The sequence below is a fragment of the Nocardiopsis dassonvillei subsp. dassonvillei DSM 43111 genome (assembly GCF_000092985.1).
Taxonomy (GTDB): Bacteria; Actinomycetota; Actinomycetes; order Streptosporangiales; family Streptosporangiaceae; genus Nocardiopsis; species Nocardiopsis dassonvillei.
This window is the reverse complement of record NC_014210.1, coordinates 3,227,084-3,248,469: the sequence shown is the minus strand read 5'-3', so window position 1 is coordinate 3,248,469 and position 21,386 is coordinate 3,227,084. Positions and strand designations below refer to the sequence as shown.

Below are 21,386 nucleotides of genomic sequence, written 5' to 3'. Positions count from 1 at the left end.
AACCCCCGCATCGGAGGTACGCATGTTCACCCAGGGCCGTCTCACCCGAGGCCAGGGGATCGACCCCCGCCAGATGCTGTTCGCCGCCGTGGCCGTCAACACCACCGGATACGAGCCGGGCCGGGACCGGGTCTACGAGGCGGCCGTCGTCCGTATGCGCGGCGACGGAACCGTGGTGGACGAGTACGCCACCCTCGTCAACCCCCAGCGCCGAGTCGACGCCGACGAACGGGACCCGATCACCAACGAACAGGTGGGGAAGGCGCCCGCGTTCGACCGTGTCGCCGGAGACCTGCTCGCCTTCCTGTCCGACGCGGTGGTGGTCGCGCACGGCCTCGAACACGTGGATCGGTTCCTCGACAGCGAGCTCGGACGCATGGGCGTCCGCGTCTCCGGCGTCCCTGGCCTGTGCACGCTGCGCCTGCTGCGCACCCAGCTCGACACCTTCCCCTACCGGCAGAACCACCTCTACCGGTTGCTGACCGGGGACTGGCCCGCGTGGGAGAGCAGCGCCCTGGACAAGGCCCGCCAGCGGGCCAGGATGCTGCACATCGTTCTCCAGCGAAGCCCCGCTCTCCTGCACTGAAACGGCCCCGGACCCGTCTCCGTGCCCGCCGTACCGCGCACCGGCCTGATCGCTCCGCGCACCATCGGTCTGCGCAAGGGCCAGGAGGGATGGCTGGCCAACATGGTCGCCGGGCTGCCCGACATGAACCCCTCGCCCCGCCCCAACCCCCAAGGCGCCGCGGCCTACCGCTCGATGCTGGGCCACGCGCTCGACGACGGCAAGATCGTCGGAGACGAGGCGCGTCAGCTCACGGACCTGGCCACCGAGGCCGGGTTCACCCAGGCCACGATCGGTCAGCTCCACGAGAAGGTGCTGATGGAGGCACGCGCCCGGGCCGAGGAGGACGGTGTGGTGACCTCCGCCGAGCTCCGTGAACTGGAGAGGGCGGCCAAGGAGCTCCGAGCGGGGCACGCCATCCAGGACCTGCTCTACGCCGCCGAACAGGAGAGGGCACGCAGGAACGGCCCCCTCAAGGGCTGGCGGATCGTTCCCGTGGGGGAGTCGGGGGCGCTGAGCGCCGTGGTGGACTACGCGGTGTCCCACGGGGCGACCGTCGGAGCCAACGTCACCAAGACCGTCCGATTGGTGATCGCGGAGGAGGGGACGGCCGACCCCAAGGTGGAGCGGGCGCGCCAGGGCGGTCACCGGCTGGTCACCCCGGCGCAGGCCTGGGACGTCCTGCGCGCGGCCTCGGACCGGTCCGACGCCGGGCTGTTCGCCGACGGCGACAGTGCGCGGGTGGCCTCCCAGGTGAACGCCCGGCGGCAGGAGGAGCAAGAGGACAGCCGGCCCTGGCAGGAGTACTGGCGTCCCCGGGAGCTGACCGACCAGGAGTACCACCGGGAGTTCGTGGCGCCCTACGAGCGCAGGGACCGGGTGGCGAGCGGTGGCCCCCAGGAGCGTACGGCTTCCCGGACGGCGAAGACCCCGGCCCGCCCCTCCACCCAGGCCCAGAAGGGCGGCGGCTGCGCGGGCGCGGTGCTGCTGTTCATGGCCGCGGGGGCGGCGGCCGCGGTCTCGGGTCTGCTGCCCTTCTGGGCGTGACCCAGTGGTTTCACCCCCGACCAAGGAGCGAAAAACCATGAGCGGAGACCAGATGCGTACGTGCGGACGTCCCACCAAGTCCGGACGCCCTGCAAGGTCCGTGTCAGCGGATCGGACGTTGCCTGCGGCATGCACTCCACCGAACAGGACCGTGCTGTCGCGAACGCTCACCGGCGCGGCTACCGGGAAGGGTACGAGTCTGGCATTAGGGCCTCTGACGAATCCTCCAAGCTCCGCATCACATGGCTTGAGAGGCAGGTCGAGGAGCTCCGGGGGCGCCTCGACAAGGAAACACGTATCCATGAGATCGAGGGAGACCAGGTCGTGGCTGTCGGAAGATACGCCTATCGCTGGAGCGGTGAGACACCGCTCGACATCGGTGACCGCGTCCTCCTGCCTGAGAACTACGTCAGCCGTCTGAAAGACGGTCCGGGCCCGGTGGAGGCGACCGTCACCGGCCTGGGAACGACCTACCAGGGACCTCTTGCGTTCGTTCTCCGCAAGCTGGACCGGGAGTAGCACGTGTTCCACAGCGCCGATTCCCAAAGCCGCCGCCTGCTTTGACCGGGACCAGGAGTTCGAGCCCCGCGGCTTCGTGCTGTTCCCCTCGTGGAGACGCCCGACCTTCGTCACTGGTGGCACGGTGTTCGGGAGAGTGCCCCGCCCTCTCAGCCGTGGGCGGTCAGCGAGAGTGCGACGTCGACACAGAAGTCGAAGCGGCGGGGGCGTTTCGTGCCTCGTGGTGCGGCGAAGAGCGCCTCCAGCTCCTCGCATATCTCGGTGCCTCCGAAGCAGGAGTCATCCCACCGCAGGCGTGCTCGGGTCAGGTTCAGGCCGTTGGCACTCGTGTACTCCAGAGCGAGGTTGACGTCATCGACCCGCGATGTGCGTAGCGTGACCTCACCGTCGGTGTGGACCTGTGCTCTGCGCAGGGGGATCTCCAACGGCGGCCAGCCCTCCCCGGAAATCCTGAGTTCCAGGTCGTCACCGCAACCGATGATGATCAAGCTGCGAAGAGCCGTGCCCTGGGCGGGAACCGGTGCGATCCAGGTCCTGTCCATCGTTCTCCCTTGTTCACGCGGGTCCGCAGACCCTACGGCGCATGGTCACCCTGTATCTACAAGTGGTCGCTGACAGTTTCTGCTTTCGAGGATTGGTCCGCGCCTCCCGCATCGGCCGCAGTGCGCAGGAAGTCCAGGGTCGGGTGTACCGCGGGCCGAAGGACCCCGGGCGGGGGAGCTGTCAGGTCAGGGGCAACTCTCCTTGGCCGCTGCTTCGGGGCCCCTTGCGCACCCCGGGCGCGACGGGCAAGATCCGCGCCCCCTCGAGCTCCTGCGTCGTGACCAGGGGCCCCGTGCGGATCCGTTCGAAGAGGTCCAGCTGACGCGGTTCCAGATCCACCAGTCGGGTGAGCACGGTGATCAGGTGGAGGAGCTGTTCGGTGAACTCGGGCGTCCAGCGATCGGGTCGGATGTCGTCCAGGGGAGAGCCCCTGCGTACGTGCCTGGGATCGCGCTCCCTGGCGGAGAACCACTTCCTGATGACGTGCATGCCGCCCACCTCGTACTCCCAGGCGGCCGTTTCCACCGGGCCGATGACACCCTCACCCACGTGCAGGCGCGGCCCTCCGGAACCCTGTCCGCCGTCGTGCCAGACCCGGTCGGGCAGGTGGCCGGAACGGTCGGGAATCTCCCTGAGCACCTGGGGGCGGCGCTGCCGAGGGAGCCTGGGCATGTGCGCTGGACGACCCGCCCCGGGGTCGCGCATACGGACGCCGTAGGTGTGCAGCCACACGACCTCACGGCCGAGTTCCACGGCCCCGTCCCACAGCTTCGGGTCAGCGGTGAGGGGGATGCGAGCTCCGGGAGTCCGCAGGTCCTCCCGGAAGGCCGCGGTGTACCCCGGGTGGGCCGCGACGGCGGCGAGGTAGGCGACGACGTCCTCGGGACCGACACCGCGCCCCAGTCGTTCGGTGAGGTGCGCCAGCAGTCCCGGCGCGAGGTTGGGAGAACTGCCGGAGGGGTCGCGGTAGAGCGGCAGCACTCGACCGCCGCGGCCGTTGAAGTAGTGCACATCCGGAACGAGCGCGCTGAACAGGAGACCGGGGCCTGAGGAGATCGCCTCGGCGTGCTGTTCGACCACGTGGATCTGATGGTCGCCGTTGGCCGCCCACAGGCCCGGGCGACGGAAGTCCACATATCGGGGATCGTCCGCCATGTGCTGGTGGCCGAAGGCACGGTGTGAGATCAAGGCGGTACGCGGGGGGACACGGTCCTCGGCAATGGTGTGCCGACCGGGGAACGGGCGGTGCACGCTCCGATCACGGGTGGCCTTGAACAATCGGTCCTGGTCCTCTGGCCGGGCGCTGGCGAGCCTCTCCCACCGCCGGTTGAAGGTGGCACGGTCGGGGGTGATGACCCACGTCCGGTTGGTGGTCACCCCCGGCGACCGCCACGGCATCAAGTCACCGACGGCCGGGAGGAGACCCCACCGCCCGTGCTGCGGGTGGAAGGGGTCGGTCCATCCCTCTGGACACTCCTTCCAGTTCCCGCCGTCGAGCCGCAGCCCTCCGTCGCATTTGAGCGCCGCGAACTTCTCGGCTTGCGGCCCCTCTACGCTCGCGTGCCAGATCCGGGCGGGGACGTCGGGCCGGGGATGTCCGTAGCGGGCGAAGATCCCGATACAGACCGGTTGCTGTACCCCGCCGAAGACGCGCGTGTTGGCCGGGGGACGGTGCCCCTCGGGGGAGAGGTCGACGATCCACCCCTCATCGGCGGTCGAGCGCAGGTAGCGGCGCATACCGGCGAAGGCGTCCCCCGTCAGGTACGCGGAGGTGCTGACGAAGGCGACGACGCCGCTGGGCTGTTCGGGGTGGGCGTCGAAGGCCTTCCAGGTCGCCCAGCGCCAGAAGTAGAGGCTGACCGCGGAGAGCTTGTAGTCGAGACCGCCCTGTCCCAGCTCCCGGAACTCGTCCATGGACGGGCGCGAGGTGACCGGATCACCAGCCGGGGACCGGCGCCGCTCCAGCCAGGGGGCGGGGTCCCGCTGTTTCGCGCTCTCGATGTAGGGCGGGTTGCCGATGACCACCATCACCGGGGTGGAGTTCTTGACCTGGTTGGCCTGATCCCGGAAGTGGACCAGGTCGTCGTAGCGCCGTCCGAAGGACTGGTAATGGTGGTTCGGGTCGTCCAGGGTGTTGCACAGGAACCGTCGGTGTTCCTCGGGGACCTCCGCGCCGTACTGCTCGCTGAGCTGCTGGTGCAGCCTGAGTTCGGACACCGCGAAGGCCGCAGTGCTGCGTTCGAAGCCGGCGAGGCGGTCGCGGTACAGGTCCTTGAGGCACGTGCGTGTGTGTACGGGGCCGAACTCCTCCTCCAGGTTGCGGCGGGCCCGGTCCATGGCCGAGGACAGGAAGGTCCCGCTCCCCATTGCCGGATCCACCGTGGTCACCGAGCGGTCGGCGAAACCGAGCGGCAGGTCCATGCGCTTTCGCAGGACTGAGTCGGTGAACTCCGTGAGGAAGTCCGCTACGGGGGCGGGCGTGTAGTAGGAGCCGGAGCTCTTGCGCAGCGCGGGGTCGTATCTGGTCAGGAAGGTCTCGTACAGGTCGGCGTGCGCCCTGGGCCGTCCGCGTGTCAGCCGGAGCCAGTCCACCGCCTCCAGGACCCGGACGAGTGTGGGCAGGACGGTGATGGTCCGCACGTCCCGGGACTCGGTGAGCAGGGAGAAGGCCTGGCCCAGGAAGGCATGCCGTTTGCCCAGGAGTTCACCGATGCCGTCCAAGTCGCGGCCGCCGAAGTCCACCCCGTCCTCGCGGGCCAGGATCAGGGAGAAGGTGACGGTCTGCGCGTAGACGTCGGCGAACTCCCTGTCGGGTTTGAGGTGTGGGAAGAGCAGGTCGCGCCATTCGTGTGCCAGGCGGATGAAGGGGGTGCCCCGGCCGTGCACCCTTTCATCGGTGAGGATCTCGGAGATCTCCTCGCGGAGCTGGGCGCACAGATCCGCCACCCGGGTGATCAGTCGGTCCAGCCCGGGTTCGGCCTCCGGCTGCCAGAGGAGGAACTCGCGGATCAGATCGGTGAACACCGGGTCGACCTGGGGGAACCTCTTTCGCCCTGATGTCAGGTCGGGTGTGCGCACCGTTCTCAGGACCGGGTTTCCGTGGCGGAACAGGGACCATTCCGTTCCGTTGGTGTAGAGGACATTCGGCAGGCTCTGGAATTTCTGCCACTGCTCGCGGTCGCGTCTGTCGGTCAACCTCTCGGGAGGAATCGGTTTTCCCGGACGTTTGAGTTCGATGTATCCGACCCTGCCGTGTGGCCCTTGGTCGATTCCGGTGAGGTCGACCCCGAAGTCCGGTCTTGCCTGGAGGTCGGGGAGGGAGACCTCGCCGTAGACGCTGTTCGGCAGCCCCAGCGAGGCGCCCATGCTCTCGATGAGCACCTTGAGCGGGCCCCGGAGCTGCTCCTCGTCCTCACCACCGCGTCCCAGGACACGGACGACGTCGTTGACGAAAACCTGGACCAATCGGTTGGTGACGCCGTGTCCGCGGAGGTGGCCCCTCCCGGAGTCGCGGCTCGGTTCGGAAACGTGCGGCAGCGCGGTCATCGGGCCTCCAGGGCGGGCCATTCCAATCCGCCACCAGAAGACATGCGCTATTCCGGAAAGTCAATTATTCGCACGAAAATGTATCTCGGGTGGACGAGTCTCGTGTTTCTCGTGGGTTTTGTGTGTTGGGTGAAATGGATGGTGCGACTCAGGGAAAGCTTTTCGTCACTGTCGATCACTGCTTTGGATACCGTCGGAGAAGCCCTGCGTGAGAGCGAGAGTTTGGTGTACAGGCCCGTGGTGGTCACCCTGAGATGCGGTGAGCGCACCCGCTCCAGGAACGGTGGGAAGAGGTTATAGCCCCCTTCGTGCACGACTCCGATCGCGCCCACTACGAGCGGCAGGCCCCCCACGCCCGGGCCGATGCTTGCGTTGACGTACCGGACGACGACGCCTGGCTGGTCTGCCTCACCGCCCACTTCTGGCCGGACGGCCGCTCCGGCTCGCCTGCGCGGTGCCACTGATCTGGCCGCGGGCGTCCGTCGGGCCGCTGCGGGCACCGTGTATCTCCCCCCGGAAGCCCTCCTGGCCGATCGTGGGCGTAAGGCGACCGCCTCGCCGGGCGACGCTCGGTCAGGAGAAGGAGGGCGGGAAGGGAAGGGGAAACGTGGGAATTTCCCCGCCGCTCATACAACATCGAACGGAATCCGGCCACGGGGTCTGTGGGTTGCTTTTCTGGCCGGAAGCGGTCACAGAAATACGCGATGTGACCCTTTGCGCACCGTGGGGTCCGTGTTTTTTCATGAACTGGCAAGTAACCCCCGCTACCCCCTGAGGATCCCCATGACCAACACCCACGGGTCAGGTCCGGACAGGCGCAGCATCCTGCGCGCGGCCACCATCGCCTCAGCCACCGCCGCCCTCGGTGCGGTCGGCGCCACAAGCGCCTTCGCCCGACCGGCCGACACGAGCGCCGCCGTCCAGGCGGCCCAGCCCTACCTGTACTGGCGGGGCGCCTGGGGCGCACGCCCGCCGAGCAGCCCCATCCAGGTCCTGGCCGCCGCGCCCCGCTACATCGTGGTCCACCACACCGCGACGCCCAACAGCACCAACTACTCCCTCGACCACGCCCTGAACCTGTCCAGGTCGATCCAGAACCACCACATGGACACCAACGGGTGGAGCGACACCGGTCAGCAGCTCACCATCAGCCGCGGCGGCTACGTCATGGAGGGCCGCGACCGCACCCCGGAGGCCATCGCGGCGGGCAACCACGTCGTGGGCGCCCACGTGGCCAACCACAACAACACCTGCATCGGCATCGAGAACGAGGGCCTGTACACGAGCGCGGGCCCGACCGCGGCCCTGACCGACGCGCTGGTGCAGACCCTGGCGTGGCTGTGCGGCGCCTACGGGCTCAACCCCCACGGCGCCATCCTGGGCCACCGCGACTTCAACGCCACCGCCTGCCCCGGCGACGTGCTGTACTCCAGGCTCCCCGAGCTGCGCGACAGGGCCGCCCAGACGATGCGGGCCCGGGGCATCGCCATCGCCGCCCGCCAGGAGCCGGGCGAGGACGGCCCCACCTACCCGCCCGTGCCCGACGACGAGCCGGACCGCCTGTTCTACCACGGTCCCGCCCGGGGCCCGGACGACTTCTCCCGCTAGACGCACCCGGCCCGCCGAGTTCCATGGAACCGGCCGCCCCTCCTTTCCGGCGGACACCGAGCCCCCGTGTCCGCTCGTCCCCGCAGGATCGGGGAGCCCCCGGCGGCGAGCCCGGACACGCGCGCCCGGCCGCTGCCCGCGGCGCCCGGCGCGCCACCGCCCGGAGCGCCGGGAATCCTGACGAATCCCGGACACCGGGAGTGGGGAACCGGCATCCTTGTGGATGGCGTCGGCCCCCGGTTCCGGGGCTGCGCACCCGCCCCCGGGTGCGAGCCGGCTCCAGGCGGCGATGCGGGCCTTCGATGTCATGAGGTTGCGAGATGAACGTTCAACTGTCGGTGCACGGACCCACCAGTGACGCCGAGTTCAGGTCCCTGTACCGGTGGCTGAGGGGCGAGGCCGGAAACCTGCGCGCCGCGGGCGTCACGATGGAGCACACGGGCGGCTCTCTCGACGAGCCCGACGTCATGGGCGGCGCCTTCGAGGTCGTCCAGTTCGTCTGCGACTTCGGAGCCCAGTACGGCGCGCTCGCCGTGGCCATCGCGTCCTGGCGGCGCGCGCACCCGGCCCGTTCCTCGTTCACCTTCGAGCGCGACGGTGTCAAGATCACCCTCACCGAAGCCGAACTCGACGACCTGCCCACGGTGCTGCGCGCCCTGGAGGAACTCCGGGACGCGGACGAGCCGGAGGACGGGGAGTGACGGAGCAGGCCGCGTCGAAGCCGCCCGACGGGGGGCGGATGGACACCGCGGGCGGTGGGCGGGGCCGGTTGGACCCCGCCCGGTCGGCCTGTGTCCTGATCGGGGTCGACGCCTACCAGAACCTGCCGGATCTGCGCTCGGTGCCGCGGAACCTGAAGGATCTGGAACGGGCGCTGGCGGACACCGACCTCTGGGGCGTTCCCGAGGACCGGCGCTGGGTGGTGCGCAACCCCTCCCTGCCGGGCGAGCTGACCGGGCCGATCTACGACGCCGCGGACAAGGCCGAGGACACCCTGCTCGTCTACTACGCCGGGCACGGCCTCCTGGAGATCCGCGACGACCAGCTCTACCTGACGCTCTCCAGCTCGGTGCGCGACCGCAGCGAGACCTCGCTCGCCTACGGTGTGCTGCGCGACATCCTCAGGGAGTCCAGGAAGAGCGTCAAGCGGCAGATCGTGATCCTCGACTGCTGTTACAGCGGCAGGGCGCTCGACGGAGTGATGACCGGGACGACGGTCCCGGACAAGCAGCAGATCGAGATCGAGGGCTCCTACGTCCTGACCTCCACCACCGGGAGCGGTCAGGCCAAGGCCCCTCCGGAGGCGAGGCACACCGCCTTCACCGGTGAGCTCATCGATATCCTGACCAGCGGCGACCCCGGGAACAAGCAGCAGGAACTGCTCACCCTCAACCAGATCTACCGCCTGCTGAGGACGAGGCTCGCCGACAAGGGCCTCCCGGAACCGCAGCGGATGGACCGGAACGGCGTCGGCGACCTGCTCTTCGTACGCAACCGGCAGGGTCCGCGTCCTCCCGTGCCGGTCCCCGCGGCGCTGCCGCGCCGCACGATGGCCTCCCTGGCCGCCGCGACCCTGGTCCCCGGCCTCCTCCTCGGAGGGCTGGGCGGCTACCAGCTCCGCGAGTGGACGGACCCGCGCTTCGGCACCGCACCGTTTCCCGGCCCCTGCGACACGCACGGCCGGGCGCGGCTCCTCGACGTCTCCGACCAGCTCGACCAGCCGCCCGAGAACGAACACCTGGGGAGCCCGGTCGAGGGCCTGTCCGCCCTCGCCCTCACCGGCAACGGCTCCGAGGCCCTCGTGATCCGCGACAACGAGCCCGCGCAGTTCTTCACCCTCGGGCTCGGCGCCCCCGAGTCCCTGGCCCCCACCGTCACGGGAATGCAGATCCTCTACGGTCCGGACGGTGAGTCCTTCGACGCGTTCGACGGCGAGGGGCTGGTCGTGGAGAACGGCGGTGAGAGCATCCTGGTCGCGGCCGAGCACGAACCGTCCATCCGCCGTTTCGGGACCGCCGACGGCGGGCAGATCGGGGACCCCCTACCGCTGCCGGAGGCCTTCCTCCCGGCCCCGCTCGGCGAGGCGCAGCCCGGACGCAACCTCGAATCCCTGACCGCCACCCCGGACGGCGCCCACCTGTTCGCGGGTATGGAGGGCCCGCTCTTCGGCGACGCGGACGTGCACGGCCGCCACCAGCTGCGTATCCAGCGCTACCGGGGCGAGCCCGGAGGCGCCTACGCACTCGACCGCCAGTACGGGTACCAGACGGAGGTGGGCCTCTACCTCGCGGAGCTGGCGGCGATCGACGAGAACCACCTGCTCGCCCTCGAACGCGGTTACCTCGGCGGGCTCGGCAACGCCATCCGCGTGTACGAGGTGAACCTCGGCGCCGCCCAGGATGTGACCGGCAGGACGCTCAGCAGGAACGCCGGTGACCTCCTGGCCCACAAGGAACTCCTGTTCGACATGGCGGACTGCCCTGAGGGCGACGTCGTCTCCGACGAGACCCAGCAGAACCAGATCCTGGCCAACGTCGAGGGCATGGCCCTCGGTCCCGTGATGAGGGAGGCCCCCTACGAGGGCCGCCGCGTGCTGTACCTGGTCTCCGACGACAACGGGCGCCACACCCAGGCGACCCGGCTCTACTCGCTCGCGGTCGACCTGGGCTGACCCGGGAGAGGCGGGGCGCCGACACCACAGGAGGGGCGTACACGGCCCGAAGGAGCCGGAGGTGTGTCGGTCCCCCATCGGGGGGCGGACACGGCGGTCCACACGCGCCGGGCGCCGGTTCCGGGGCTCACCCCGCCCGCTGACCGCCATGACCCCGGGGAAACGGGGTGACGGCTGGCGGTCCCGCCAGCGCGCCCCCGGGCGCCGCCGCCCTCGGGCGCGTTCCCCCGCCCGGACGGCCGGGGGAGGGGCTCGCAGGTCGGCCGGCTTCCCGGCCGAGCACCGGTGCCGGATACTGGGCCCATGGCGATCATCTACAAGGCCGATCTCACACCGAGCAAACCCGAGCTGATCGGCGCCTGGCTGGACGCTCAGCCGTGGGCGGGCCGGGGGCCCGGTGAGATCCTCGGCGCGTACCGGTTCGACGACCCGGAGGGCGAGGTCGGGGTGGAGGTGTTCCTGGTCCGGCGCGGGGACCGTCTGCTCCACCTGCCGCTGACCTACCGGGGCGCGCCCCTGCCCGACCACGAGGACCACCTCGTCGGCACCCTGGAGCACTCCGTCCTGGGAACGCGCTGGGTCTACGACGGCACCGAGGACGAGGTGTCCCTCGCCTGCTTCCGGCGGGCGCTGGAGGGCGGGCAGGAGCAGGCGGAGCTGGAGGTCTGGGAGGAGGGCCGCCGCCTGGAGAACAGGTCCCAGCAGGTCGTGGTCTCCAGGGAGCCCGGCACCGGCGCCCCCCGGGGCGGGCGGGTGCTGGTCCAGCGGGTCCTGGACGGTGAGCCCGAGGGGAGCGTGCGGCTTCTCGCCCGGTGGGGCGACGAGCGGGCGGTGGTCGCGGCACTGGTCTGACCTGCGGTCCGTCCTGCCCGAGCGGGGCCCGCCACACGCGGGACCGGGGCCGGTGCCGACGGACGGCCACCCGCCGCGTGCCGACCTGTCGGCGGCGTGTGGTTGGCTCCTCCCATGGGTGTGAAGATCGAGCGGTTCGTGCGGTTGGTGAGCGCGCTGCCGGAGTGCGAGTCCAGGGACTCGGACCAGTACACGACGTTCCGCGTGCGCGGCAGGCCCTTCGGCTACCTGTGGCCGCGCACCGCCACCGTGGGGCTCAAGCAGACCCTTCTGGAGCAGACCGCGCTGGTGGCCGAGCGGCCCGAGGTGTTCGAGGTGCAGTTCACCGCGGGCGGGTTCGGCTGGGTGGTCGTCCACCTCGACGGGATCGACCTGGACGAGCTCAGCGAGCTCACCCTGGAGGCCTGGTACCTGACCGCCCCGGAGGAGCTGACCGCCGCCCCGCCGACCCCGGCGTCCCTGGTCCGGGCCTGACCCGGACCAGGGACAGGGGCCTTCGTCCGGCCCGGACGGCGGCCGCGGTCAGCGGTCCAGGAGTTCCTCGGCGCTGGTGCCGGGAAGGGCGACCGTGACCTGGGTGTCCCACGGGTCGCGGAGCACCACCGATCTGCCGGTGTCGGCGTGGGCCAGCTTGTGCTCCCTCAGGCGCGCGACGAGCGCGTCGAGGTCCTGGCGCGCGGGCACGGTGATCGCCACGTCGCCCAGCCCCAGGCTCGCGGCGCGCGGACCCGCGCCCGCGCTCTGCCAGGTGTTCATCGCGACGTGGTGGTGGTAGCCGCCCGCCGACGCGAACAGCGCGCCCGGGTAGGTGTCGACCGTGGTCTCGAACCCGATGGCGTCGACGTAGAAGGCCCTGGCGGTCCCGATGTCGCCGACCTGCAGGTGGACGTGTCCGACCCTGCCCGCCCGGTGCGGCCCCTCGGCGACGACCGCCTCGTCGAGGTGCGTGCGCAGGTAGTCGTTGGGGTCCAGGTACAGCGTGCCCATCCGCAGCCGCCCCTGGTCGTACCTCCAGGCCGACCGGTCCCGGTCGGTGTAGAGCTCGATACCGTTGCCCTCGGGGTCGGTGAAGTAGAAGGCCTCGCTGACCAGGTGGTCGGAGGAGCCCACGAACCGGCTGCGCGGCTCCTGCGCCGCGCGGTAGACGGTCGCGGCGAGTGACGCGGGGTCCTCGAACAGGAACGCGGTGTGGAACAGCCCGGCCTGGCGCGGGTCGACGGCGGGCAGCCCCGGGGTGGAGACCAGCCGGACCATGGGGGTCCGGCCGCGGCCGAGCACGCGGTGCACCTCGCGCCCGTGCGCCCTTTCCTCGACCGGCTCCAGGGCGAGCGCGTTCGCGTAGTACGAGGTCATCGACTCCAGGTCGCCCACGCGCAGGGTCACGGCGTCCATGCCCGCGTCGTCGCTCAGGTGGCGCTCGTCCGGGGACGACGCCCGCGGTGCCGTCTCGGTCGCATCGGACATGGTGGTCTCCCAGTCAGTAGGTCCGAGGGGTTTCCCGTGCCTCGGAGGTCGGGCTGTTTTGCCCCAACAACACCATCCTAGGGAAGTTTCTTCCTTGTCAAATAAATGTCGTGCGGCTCTCTCCGCCGGTCCCCGGGAAGCGGCGCACCGGAAAGGGGATCGCCCGTTCACGGCCACCGCCCCGTGGACGGGCGCCTCGTCCGGTCCGGCGGCCGACTGAGTCCGGCTCAGACCAGGGCGTGGCCGTGGGCGGCCACGAGCGGGGCCAGGTCGGGGACTCCGAAGCGCGTGCGCAGCTCCTTGAAGCGGGTCACCTTGTCCTCGCCGAAGCGGGCGACGGACGCGGCGTAGGAGTCGGCGGAGAAGAACACCGGCGGGTTGCGCTTGCTGTGGAACTTGTCCGCGTACATCACCAGCTCCTCCTCGGCGGACTCGGCCACGTAGTCCCCCTCCGGAACGGGAAGCCCCTGGTCGCGGATGTCCTGCCGGGTCAGCCCCACCCCGGTGTGGTGCGAGCAGAACCGGCACAGCGCCTCGGGCAGCCCCTCCCCGGCGAGGATCTCGTGGCCGAGCACCCCGTGGCTCACGTAGCGCGCGTGGTCGAGCCGCCCGGAGGAGTCGTACAGCCGGTAGACCCCGATGTCGTGCAGCAGGCACCCCGCCCGGACCAGGGCGCGGTCCAGCGCCGGGCCGGAGCGGTCGAGCAGCTGCTCGGCGACCGCGCACACGATCTCGCAGTGGGTGTGGACGAGGTCGAACGCCTCGCGTGTGGGCGCGTGCCTCTCGTGCAGCGCTCGGATCTCTTCGTCACTCGGGATCACCATGTCCCCGACGGTAACCGCAACGGCGGCCGCACCTTCCGCACGGCCTCCTCCCCGCCCTGGTGGGGGAGGCCGTACCCCCGGAGGAAGGGCGGTGCGGGCGGCTTCCGTCCAAGTGGCGCGGGGCTTTTGTTTTCGGAGGGTGATCATGTGATCCTCGTGGGTAGCTGTGGCGGCAGTGGCTGTGTCCACGCGGGCGTGCGGAGCCCGCCGGACCCGGAGGCGTCGGGAGGGGCATGCGGTCTCTGAGCGGCCTCGTCCGCGCCGGAGCGCGGTCGGCCGCCCGCGCGGGCTCGGCGGCGCTGGACCGCCTGTCCGCGGACGGGGGTTCGGTGGTGCAGGCCACGGTCGCCGCGACCGCGGCGTGGATCATCGCGGGCGGCCTGGTCAGCGACCACTCTCCCTTCTTCGCGCCGATCGCCGCGGTCATCGCGCTCAACGCCGCGGGCGGGGAGCGGGGGACCAACGCCGTGCGGATGCTGCTCGGCGTGGTCATCGGCATCGTCGTCGGTGAACTGGCCCTGCTCGTCACCGGTGGAGGTTACGGGGCCCTGGCCGCCGCCACTGGCGTGGCGATGGCGATCGCCGTCGCCGTCGGCGCGGCCCGGCTCGTGATAGCCCAGGCGGCGGCCAGTGCGATCCTCACCGTGGCCTTCGCCGGGACCGGCAGACTCACCGACGCCCTCATCGGAGCGGGGGTGGCGCTCCTGCTGAGCCAGCTCCTGTTCCCCGCCCGGGTGGTCTCGCGGCTGCGCCGGGCCGAGGCCGCCGCGCTGGCGGAGATGGTCCGACTGCTCGGCGCGACCGGCCGCGCGCTGGAGGAGGACGAGGACCCCTCCCAGTGGACGGTGGACCGTCTGGGCGCCCTGAGCAGGCCCATGGCCGACCTCAGCCGCGCACGCGAGAACAGCCACAGCGCGGTGCGCTGGTCCAGGGCGCGGTGGACCGACCCGGAGCCGCTGCGGTACGAGGACGAGCGGGTCGACCGGCTCATCATCCTCGGGGAGAGCTGCCTGTCCCTCGCTCGGACCACCGCCGCCACGGAGAGCGGCGAGCGCCGGCGCCTGGCGCCGGTGGTGTGCGAGATGGCCTCCGTGCTCGACGTGCTGGCCGAGGGTCTCGGAGACCGCGCGGCGCGCCAGCGCGCGGTCGACCGGGTGCTCGGCCTGGTCGGGCCCTTCGACGAGGACGCGGTGGACGACCCCGTGACCGGGGCGGCCCACCTGTACGTGCGGATGGTCGCCACCGACATCATGCTGTTCGCCGGTCTCGAACCCGAGGGGGCCGAACGGGCACTGGCCGGAGAGGACGAACAGACGCGGGTCGCCCACCCGCCGCGCGAGCCGTGGCTGCCGTGGGCGCCCCGGGGACGCGCCCGGAGCGGGGACCGGAGCCGACGCCGTCGGCCGTTCCGGCGCTCCTGAACCGTCGGGGTTCGGCGGCGGCCGTCGCCCGCCTCCGGGCACCCGGCACCGCCGAAGGGGCCCGTTCGCGCCGGGCGCGAACGGGCCTGACCCCGACCCCTAGCCGTCCGAGGGCAGCTCGGAGTGCCCCAGGTGGTGTTCGGGGGCGATCCTGTCCCGGATGAGGCGCTTGAGCTCGGCGGCGTCGGTGAAGGCCGCGTCGGTCCGGCGCGACCACACGCTCTCCCCGTCCAGGCGCACCTCGAACACGCCGTTGGTGCCCGGGACGAGCGCGACCTCGCCGAGTTCGGCCTCGAACGTGGTCAGCAACTCCTGTGCCATCCAGGTGGCCCGCGGGAGCCACCGGCACCGGGTGCAGTACTCGATCTCCAGCCGCGGTTCCTTGACCTCCATGACTCCCAGCATGGCACGGGGACGGGCCCGAGAGGGAGGCCGGAGCGCATTGCCGTGGCCGGTGCGCGAAGGCGTTGCCCGCGCGTGCCGGGCCTTTGGCGCTCCCGTAGGACGGCGGCTCACCGCCCACCATGATCCGGAACCCTTCCGGAAGTAAGGGTGTTCGATCGCGGGCGCGTCACGACTACAGGTCGCCGAACAGGACAGATGCCGTGCGGAAGGGGAGCCGTCCGCCAAGTTATCCGGAATATTCCGGAATTTATTGACAACACAACGGAGTCGGACGGACACTGGCCCTGTGACGGGGCTCACGGTCCCCGTCGGGTCGGATCACCCCCGATCCGGTCCTCCGCACGCCTCCTGACCCCCCGATCCCCGAGGAGGAAGCACCCATGAACCATCCCCCCGCACCCCCGCGCAGCCGCGGACAAGGCCGCGCCAGAACGCTCGTCGGCCGGGTCTGCGCCGTCGCGGTCGCGCTGGTCACGACCCTGGCGCTGCTGCCCGGCACCGCCAGCGCGGCCATCACCACCAACCAGACCGGCACCCACAACGGCTACTTCTACTCCTTCTGGACCGACAGCCAGGGGACCGTCTCCATGGAGCTGGGCTCCGGCGGCAACTACACCACCTCATGGCGCAACACCGGCAACTTCGTCGCCGGCAAGGGCTGGCCCACCGGCGGGCGCAGGGCGGTGACCTACTCGGGCAGCTTCAACCCGTCCGGAAACGCCTACCTGACGCTCTACGGGTGGACGAGGAGCCCGCTCGTGGAGTACTACATCGTCGACAACTGGGGCACCTACCGGCCCACCGGAACGCACATGGGCACGGTCACCAGCGACGGCGGCACCTACGACATCTACCGGACGATGCGCTACGACGCCCCCTCCATCGACGGCATCCAGACCTTCCCCCAGTACTGGAGCGTGCGTCAGTCCAGGCGCACGGGCGGAACCATCACCTCCGGAAACCACTTCGACGCGTGGGCCCGGGCCGGAATGAACCTGGGCAACCACGACTACATGATCATGGCCACGGAGGGCTACCAGAGCAGCGGGAGCTCCAACATCACCGTGGGCTCCAGCGGCGGCGGCAACCCCGGCAACCCCGGCAACCCCGGTGGCGGCGGCTGCACCGCGACCCTGTCCGCGGGCCAGCAGTGGAGCGACCGGTACAACCTCAACGTCTCGGTCAGCGGTTCGAACGACTGGACCGTGACGATGAACGTGCCGTCCCCGGCCAGGATCAGCGCCACGTGGAACGTCGGCGCCGACTACCCCAGCTCCCAGGTGCTGACCGCCAGGCCCAACGGCAACGGCAACAACTGGGGCGTGACGATCGACCACAACGGCAACTGGACCTGGCCGACGGTCTCCTGCAGCGCGAACTGACCCCGGACGCGGCCGACATCCACCCGCGGCGCGGCGGCCGCGACCGCCGCGCCGCCCCGGGCGGCATGTGAGGGCCCCCGGCACCGAACGGCGCCGGGGGCTTTCACGTGCCGTGGAAGAGGGTGAGGTCGACTGCGGGCGCGTCCGTGTACACCACGCCCGGTTCCGGCGGTATGGGCTCGCCCGACGCGGAGTCGGTGCAGTGGGCGTCGAACATCCGCGCCTCGTCGAGGGGCGCCAGGGTCCGGTCGGTGACCGTCCAGCCGCGCACCAGCGTCACGGGGACGTCCACCCCGTCGGGAAGCGTGTGGGAGATCCGGTCGGTGGGGCTGCGCAGTACCACCGCCGCGGGGTCGCCGCTGGTGACGGCGGCGCACAGCCGCTCCACCACCGCCGGATGCTCGACGTCGAAGCCCTCCTCCCGGCGTTCGACGGACGTGGCCAGCACGTGCCGGGTGTGCAGGGTCAGGAGGTGCTTGGTGCCGGGCAGGTCGTCGAGGAGGGCGGACAGCAGGGCGGAGGCGTGTGAGGAGAGCATGCTCTGAGTATGCGCGCGCGGACACGGCCGGATCGGGTTGTCCACAGGCCTGATCGGGGAGGAACCCGGATTTTTCGAGGGAGGCCGGTCGGAGGCCGTCCGCAGGGCGCGCGGTGCGCCGGTCGGCCTCCGGAGGGAGGCGGTCCGTGCCGCGTAACGCCCACTCCCCGGTCCCGTCCGCCGAGTACGGGACCGCCCGTTCGGTCCCGGCCCTCGGACCCCGGTCCTCTCGGCCGGTGGCCATGGGTCCGCCCGCCCGGCCCCGCTGCCGTCCGTCCGGCTCTCCCGTCTCCCGGTGAGCGCGGGACCGCCCGGCCCCGTTCCCCGATCGGGGTTTCTCCGGCCCGGCGCCCCGCGCACGCGTCCGCGGTCAGGGCTTGCGCGCCACGCCGCCGTACTGGGCGACCTCCTTGGGCTCGCCCAGTTCGGTGGGCAGCGGGCGCCACAGGGACGCCGAGACCACGCCGGGCTCCAGCAGTTCCAGGCCGTCGAAGAAGCGCTCGATCTCCTCGGCGGTGCGCAGGTGGATGGGCTGGCTCGCGCCCTCGTTCCACGCCTTGGACGCCTCGATGATCTGCGGACTCGTGCTCGTGCTGTCGCACAGGGCCAGGAAACTGCCCGACGGCAGCGCGTCCACGTAGGCGCGGGCCAGGGCGTAGGTGTTCTCGTCCGCGGGGAAGTGGCCCAGGGTGCCCATGAACGTCAGCCCGATCGGCTGGGAGAAGTCCAGGTACCGGCGGGCCTGCTCCAGGAGGGGACCGGGGTCGGTCAGGTCGGCGTCGACGTACTCGGTCGAGCCCTCGGGGCTGCTGGTGAGCAGGGCGCGGGCGTGGGTCAGCACCAGGGGGTCGTTGTCGACGTAGACGACCTTGCACTCGGGCGCGGCGGCCTGGGCGGCCTCGTGGGTGTTGTTGGCGGTGGGCAGGCCGGTGCCGATGTCCAGGAACTGGCGGACGCCCTCCTCCTCGACCAGGTGCGTGACCGAGCGGACGAGGAACTGCCGGTCGGCGCGGGCGACCTCCACGATCTCGGGGAAGGCCCGCGCGATCTGCTGGCCTAGCTCCCGGTCCACGGGGTAGTTGTCCTTGCCCTCCAGCCAGTAGTTCCACACGCGTGCGGAGTGGGGGACCGACGTGTCGATGGGGGGAGTGGCGGCCATGGTGTCCTCTCGGGGAAGTGGGTGTCGCGCTGCAATTGTCCTGGCCCGGTGGGCAACACCGCAACCACGAAACCCTTGCGCCACAGGGGTTTCCGGGCAACGATCCGTGCCCTCCGCCGCCCCCGGGCGTCCCCGGCCCGCTCCGCCCCGGCGCCCTCCGGGTTCCGCCGGGGCCGCGTGCGCGCGTTCGGCCAGGTGGAGGTGTCTAGCATGGAACCCATGAACGAACTCTCCGCAGAGCAGACGGGCCGGGTCATCGCCCTGGCCATGGACCTGGCCCGGGAGGGGCGCACGGAGGAGCTGCTGGAGTTCCTCGACCACGGCCTTCCCGTGGACGCCCGCGACGAGCAGGGCAACACCCTGGTGATGCTCGCCGCCTACCACGGTCAGGAGGCCGCGGTCCGCGCCCTCGTGGACCGCGGCGCCGACGTGGACCTGCGCAACGACCGGGACCAGACTCCCGTGGCCGGCGCGCTGTTCAAGGGGGAGGAGGGCATCGTGGCGCTGCTCGTCGCCGCGGGCGCCGACCTCGACGCGGGCACGCCGAGCGCCCGCGCCGCGGCCGAGATGTTCGGCCGCTCCCACCTGCTGCCCTGATCCGCTGATCCCGACCCGGGGGCCGCGCCGCCGCGGCCCCCGGGCCCGACGGCCCCGGGCCCGACGGTGCCCGGCGCCCTCCGGGGCCCGGCCCCGGAACGGGCCGAGCCGACGCGGTCGGGGCCGCGTCGGCTCGGTGGATCGGACCCGGATCCGGGGTCCTCACGCCCCTGCCCCGATCAGGGCATCAGGGCTTCGGGCGTTGCTCAGACGGCGTCCGAGTTGGGGTCGGTCGCGGAGACCTTGCCCGCCTGGAGGGCCTCGATCGCCTTGCGCACGCCCTCACCGTAGGCCGGGTCGGCCTTGGTGCAGTTGCCGATGTGGCGCTCGATGGTGGCCTGGGAGGCGCCGTCGATGGCGCGCGCGGTGTTCTCGAACAGGCGCTGCTGCTCGTCCGCGTTCATCAGGCGGAACAGGTTGCCCGGCTGCTCGAAGTAGTTGTCGTCGTCCTCGCGGTAGTCGAACCGGTCCGCGGTCGAGCCGATGGCCTGCGACGGCTCGGCGTAGGAGGGCTGCTCCTGCCAGCGGCCGTAGGAGTTGGGCTCGATGCCGGGCACGCCGCCCTGGTTGCCGTCCACGCGCATCGTGCCGTCGCGGTGGTAGGTGTTGACCAGCTTGGCGCCGCGCGGGTAGTTCACCGGGATCTGGTGGTGGTTGACGCCCAGGCGGTAGCGGGCGGCGTCACCGTAGGAGAACAGGCGGCCCTGGAGCATGCGGTCGGGCGAGAAGCTGATGCCCGGGACCAGGTTGGCCGGGGTGAAGGCGGCCTGCTCCACGTCCGCGAAGTAGTTCTCCGGGTTGCGGTTGAGCTCGAACTCGCCGACCTCGATGAGCGGGTAGTCCTTCTTGGACCAGACCTTGGTCAGGTCGAAGGGGTGGAAGCGGTAGTCCGCCGCCTCGGCCTCGGGCATGATCTGGACGTAGAAGGTCCACTTGGGGTTGTCGCCCCGCTCGATGGCCTCGAACAGGTCGCGCTGCGCGGACTCGCGGTCCCCGGCCACGACCTGGGCGGCCTCCTGGTCCGTGAGGTTCTTGATGCCCTGCTGGGTCCGGAAGTGGAACTTGGCCCAGAAGCGCTCGCCCGCCTCGTTGATGAACGAGAAGGTGTGCGAGCCGAAGCCGTGCATGTGGCGGTAGCCGTCGGGGATGCCGCGGTCCGACATCACGATGGTGACCTGGTGCAGGGCCTCGGGGAGGTTGGTCCAGAAGTCCCAGTTGTTCTCGGCCGAGCGCATGTTGGTGCGCGGGTCGCGCTTGACGGCGCGGTTGAGGTCGGGGAACTTCAGCGGGTCACGGAAGAAGAAGACCGGGGTGTTGTTGCCGACGACGTCCCAGTTGCCCTCCTCGGTGTAGAAGCGCAGGGCGAAACCGCGGATGTCGCGCTCGGCGTCGGCGGCGCCGCGCTCACCGGCGACGGTGGAGAAGCGGGCGAACATCTCGGTCTGCTTGCCGACCTCGGAGAAGATCGCGGCCTTGCTGTACCGGGTGATGTCCTGGGTGACCGTGAAGGTACCGAAGGCTCCGGAGCCCTTGGCGTGCATCCGACGCTCGGGGATGACCTCGCGGTCGAAGTGCGCGAGCTTCTCCAGGAACCACAGGTCCTGGAGCAGCATCGGGCCGCGCGGTCCGGCGGTGAGGCTGTTCTGGTTGTTGGCTACCGGGGCGCCGTTGGCCGTGGTCAGCGGCTTCGTGTTGTCCTGAGACATGAATTCCTCGGTCCTAAGGTGGGATCTTTCGGTGCCGCGGTCAGGGCACCGGGCGTGTGTCAGGCCTTCTGGCAGTCGGGGCAGATGCCCCAGTAGGTGACCTCGACCTCGTCTATGGCGAAACCGTGGTCCTGCGAACCCGTCATGCAGGGCGCGGCTCCGGTGGCGCAGTCCACGTCCGCGATCGTGCCGCAGCTGCGGCAGACCACGTGGTGGTGGTTGTCGCCCACCCTGCGCTCGTAGCGCGCGGGCGACCCCTCCGGTTCGATCCGCCTGACGAGTCCGACGTCCGTCAGAGCCTTGAGCACGTCGTACACCGCTTGTGTGGACACCGCACCGAGCTGGCCGCGGACCGCCTGGAGCACGGTGCTGGCGTCGGCGTGCGGATGAGCCCCGACCGCCTCCAGGACCGCTACCCGGGGTCGGGTCACGCGTAGCGAAGCCCCCCGGAGGAGGGCCTCGGTCTCCGTCTGGTGCATGCGCCCATTGAACCACTTTTCTGGAATGATTCCAACAAAGGTGCGCCTAACCCGGCTCCG

At 70.9% G+C, this 21,386-nt stretch carries 20 protein-coding genes; 11 read left to right on the top strand and 9 right to left on the bottom strand.

Translation table 11 applies throughout. The features are described from left to right. The first annotated feature begins 22 nt into the window (after positions 1-22). The 3 genes from NDAS_RS29310 (at position 23) to NDAS_RS13445 (ending at position 2,131) form a co-directional block, all read left to right on the top strand. A complete protein-coding gene (locus NDAS_RS29310; protein WP_232051676.1) occupies positions 23-586 on the top strand; it encodes a 3'-5' exonuclease in 564 nt (187 codons plus the stop codon). 21 nt (positions 587-607) lie between these two features. After that, positions 608-1,612, top strand: coding sequence for a BRCT domain-containing protein (locus NDAS_RS29305; protein ID WP_232051675.1), 1,005 nt, complete (start codon positions 608-610; stop codon positions 1,610-1,612). Positions 1,613-1,741: 129 nt separating this feature from the next. Beyond that, positions 1,742-2,131, top strand: coding sequence for a hypothetical protein (locus NDAS_RS13445; RefSeq protein ID WP_013153744.1), 390 nt, complete (start codon positions 1,742-1,744; stop codon positions 2,129-2,131). Positions 2,132-2,280: 149 nt separating this feature from the next. Here NDAS_RS13445 and NDAS_RS13440 read toward each other — a convergent pair whose 3' ends face one another. Continuing rightward, positions 2,281-2,673 (bottom strand): hypothetical protein, encoded by a 393-nt coding sequence (locus NDAS_RS13440; protein ID WP_013153743.1) that lies wholly within the window; start codon positions 2,671-2,673, stop codon positions 2,281-2,283. Positions 2,674-2,854: 181 nt separating this feature from the next. Beyond that, a complete protein-coding gene (locus NDAS_RS13435; RefSeq protein WP_167539494.1) occupies positions 2,855-6,139 on the bottom strand; it encodes a type ISP restriction/modification enzyme in 3,285 nt (1,094 codons plus the stop codon). An 864-nt stretch (positions 6,140-7,003) separates the two neighbouring features. Between NDAS_RS13435 and NDAS_RS13430 the strand changes: the two genes are divergently transcribed. The 5 genes from NDAS_RS13430 to NDAS_RS13410 all read left to right on the top strand — a co-directional run bounded on the left by NDAS_RS13430 (position 7,004) and on the right by NDAS_RS13410 (position 11,825). Beyond that, positions 7,004-7,828: a peptidoglycan recognition protein family protein gene (locus tag NDAS_RS13430; RefSeq protein WP_013153740.1), complete on the top strand. Its 825-nt coding sequence runs from the start codon at positions 7,004-7,006 to the stop codon at positions 7,826-7,828. A gap of 320 nt (positions 7,829-8,148) precedes the next feature. Further along, on the top strand, positions 8,149-8,529 hold the full coding sequence (locus NDAS_RS13425) for an effector-associated constant component EACC1 (RefSeq protein WP_013153739.1): 381 nt from the start codon (positions 8,149-8,151) through the stop codon (positions 8,527-8,529). Further along, entirely contained in the window at positions 8,526-10,499 is a 1,974-nt protein-coding gene (locus NDAS_RS13420; RefSeq protein ID WP_013153738.1) for a caspase, EACC1-associated type, read from the top strand. Before NDAS_RS13425 ends, NDAS_RS13420 begins: the two co-directional genes overlap by 4 nt. Before the next feature lie 303 nt (positions 10,500-10,802). After that, complete coding sequence (locus NDAS_RS13415) at positions 10,803-11,351, top strand: CG0192-related protein (protein ID WP_013153737.1); 549 nt, start codon at positions 10,803-10,805, stop codon at positions 11,349-11,351. Positions 11,352-11,465: 114 nt separating this feature from the next. Further along, complete coding sequence (locus NDAS_RS13410) at positions 11,466-11,825, top strand: MmcQ/YjbR family DNA-binding protein (protein WP_013153736.1); 360 nt, start codon at positions 11,466-11,468, stop codon at positions 11,823-11,825. 48 nt (positions 11,826-11,873) lie between these two features. Here NDAS_RS13410 and NDAS_RS13405 read toward each other — a convergent pair whose 3' ends face one another. Together NDAS_RS13405 and NDAS_RS13400 are read right to left on the bottom strand one after the other, a co-directional pair. After that, positions 11,874-12,815, bottom strand: a complete 942-nt coding sequence (locus tag NDAS_RS13405) for a VOC family protein (RefSeq protein ID WP_013153735.1) — start codon at positions 12,813-12,815, stop codon at positions 11,874-11,876. A gap of 227 nt (positions 12,816-13,042) precedes the next feature. Then, complete coding sequence (locus tag NDAS_RS13400) at positions 13,043-13,639, bottom strand: HD domain-containing protein (protein ID WP_013153734.1); 597 nt, start codon at positions 13,637-13,639, stop codon at positions 13,043-13,045. Between the two features lie 233 nt (positions 13,640-13,872). Between NDAS_RS13400 and NDAS_RS13395 the strand changes: the two genes are divergently transcribed. Next, entirely contained in the window at positions 13,873-15,060 is a 1,188-nt protein-coding gene (locus NDAS_RS13395) for an FUSC family protein (protein WP_013153733.1), read from the top strand. 99 nt (positions 15,061-15,159) lie between these two features. Here NDAS_RS13395 and NDAS_RS13390 read toward each other — a convergent pair whose 3' ends face one another. Beyond that, a complete protein-coding gene (locus tag NDAS_RS13390) occupies positions 15,160-15,453 on the bottom strand; it encodes a SelT/SelW/SelH family protein (RefSeq protein ID WP_019608408.1) in 294 nt (97 codons plus the stop codon). Between the two features lie 392 nt (positions 15,454-15,845). Here NDAS_RS13390 and NDAS_RS13385 point away from each other — a divergent pair, with 392 nt between their 5' ends. Continuing rightward, a complete protein-coding gene (locus NDAS_RS13385) occupies positions 15,846-16,847 on the top strand; it encodes a glycoside hydrolase family 11 protein (RefSeq protein WP_013153731.1) in 1,002 nt (333 codons plus the stop codon). 103 nt (positions 16,848-16,950) lie between these two features. On the opposite strand, the gene NDAS_RS13380 is transcribed toward NDAS_RS13385, so the two are convergent. Then, positions 16,951-17,385 carry a hypothetical protein gene (locus tag NDAS_RS13380; protein WP_041552758.1) on the bottom strand — a complete coding sequence of 145 codons (435 nt, stop codon included), beginning with the start codon at positions 17,383-17,385 and terminating at the stop codon, positions 16,951-16,953. Positions 17,386-17,755: 370 nt separating this feature from the next. After that, entirely contained in the window at positions 17,756-18,544 is a 789-nt protein-coding gene (locus NDAS_RS13375; protein WP_013153730.1) for an SAM-dependent methyltransferase, read from the bottom strand. 219 nt (positions 18,545-18,763) lie between these two features. Between NDAS_RS13375 and NDAS_RS13370 the strand changes: the two genes are divergently transcribed. Further along, complete coding sequence (locus tag NDAS_RS13370; protein WP_041553165.1) at positions 18,764-19,141, top strand: ankyrin repeat domain-containing protein; 378 nt, start codon at positions 18,764-18,766, stop codon at positions 19,139-19,141. Positions 19,142-19,347: 206 nt separating this feature from the next. Here NDAS_RS13370 and NDAS_RS13365 read toward each other — a convergent pair whose 3' ends face one another. Then, positions 19,348-20,847, bottom strand: coding sequence for a catalase (locus NDAS_RS13365; protein WP_013153728.1), 1,500 nt, complete (start codon positions 20,845-20,847; stop codon positions 19,348-19,350). A gap of 59 nt (positions 20,848-20,906) precedes the next feature. After that, the gene (locus NDAS_RS13360; RefSeq protein WP_013153727.1) at positions 20,907-21,326 is read right to left on the bottom strand and encodes a Fur family transcriptional regulator; all 420 of its coding nucleotides are present in this window, start codon (positions 21,324-21,326) and stop codon (positions 20,907-20,909) included. Positions 21,327-21,386: the final 60 nt, after the last annotated feature.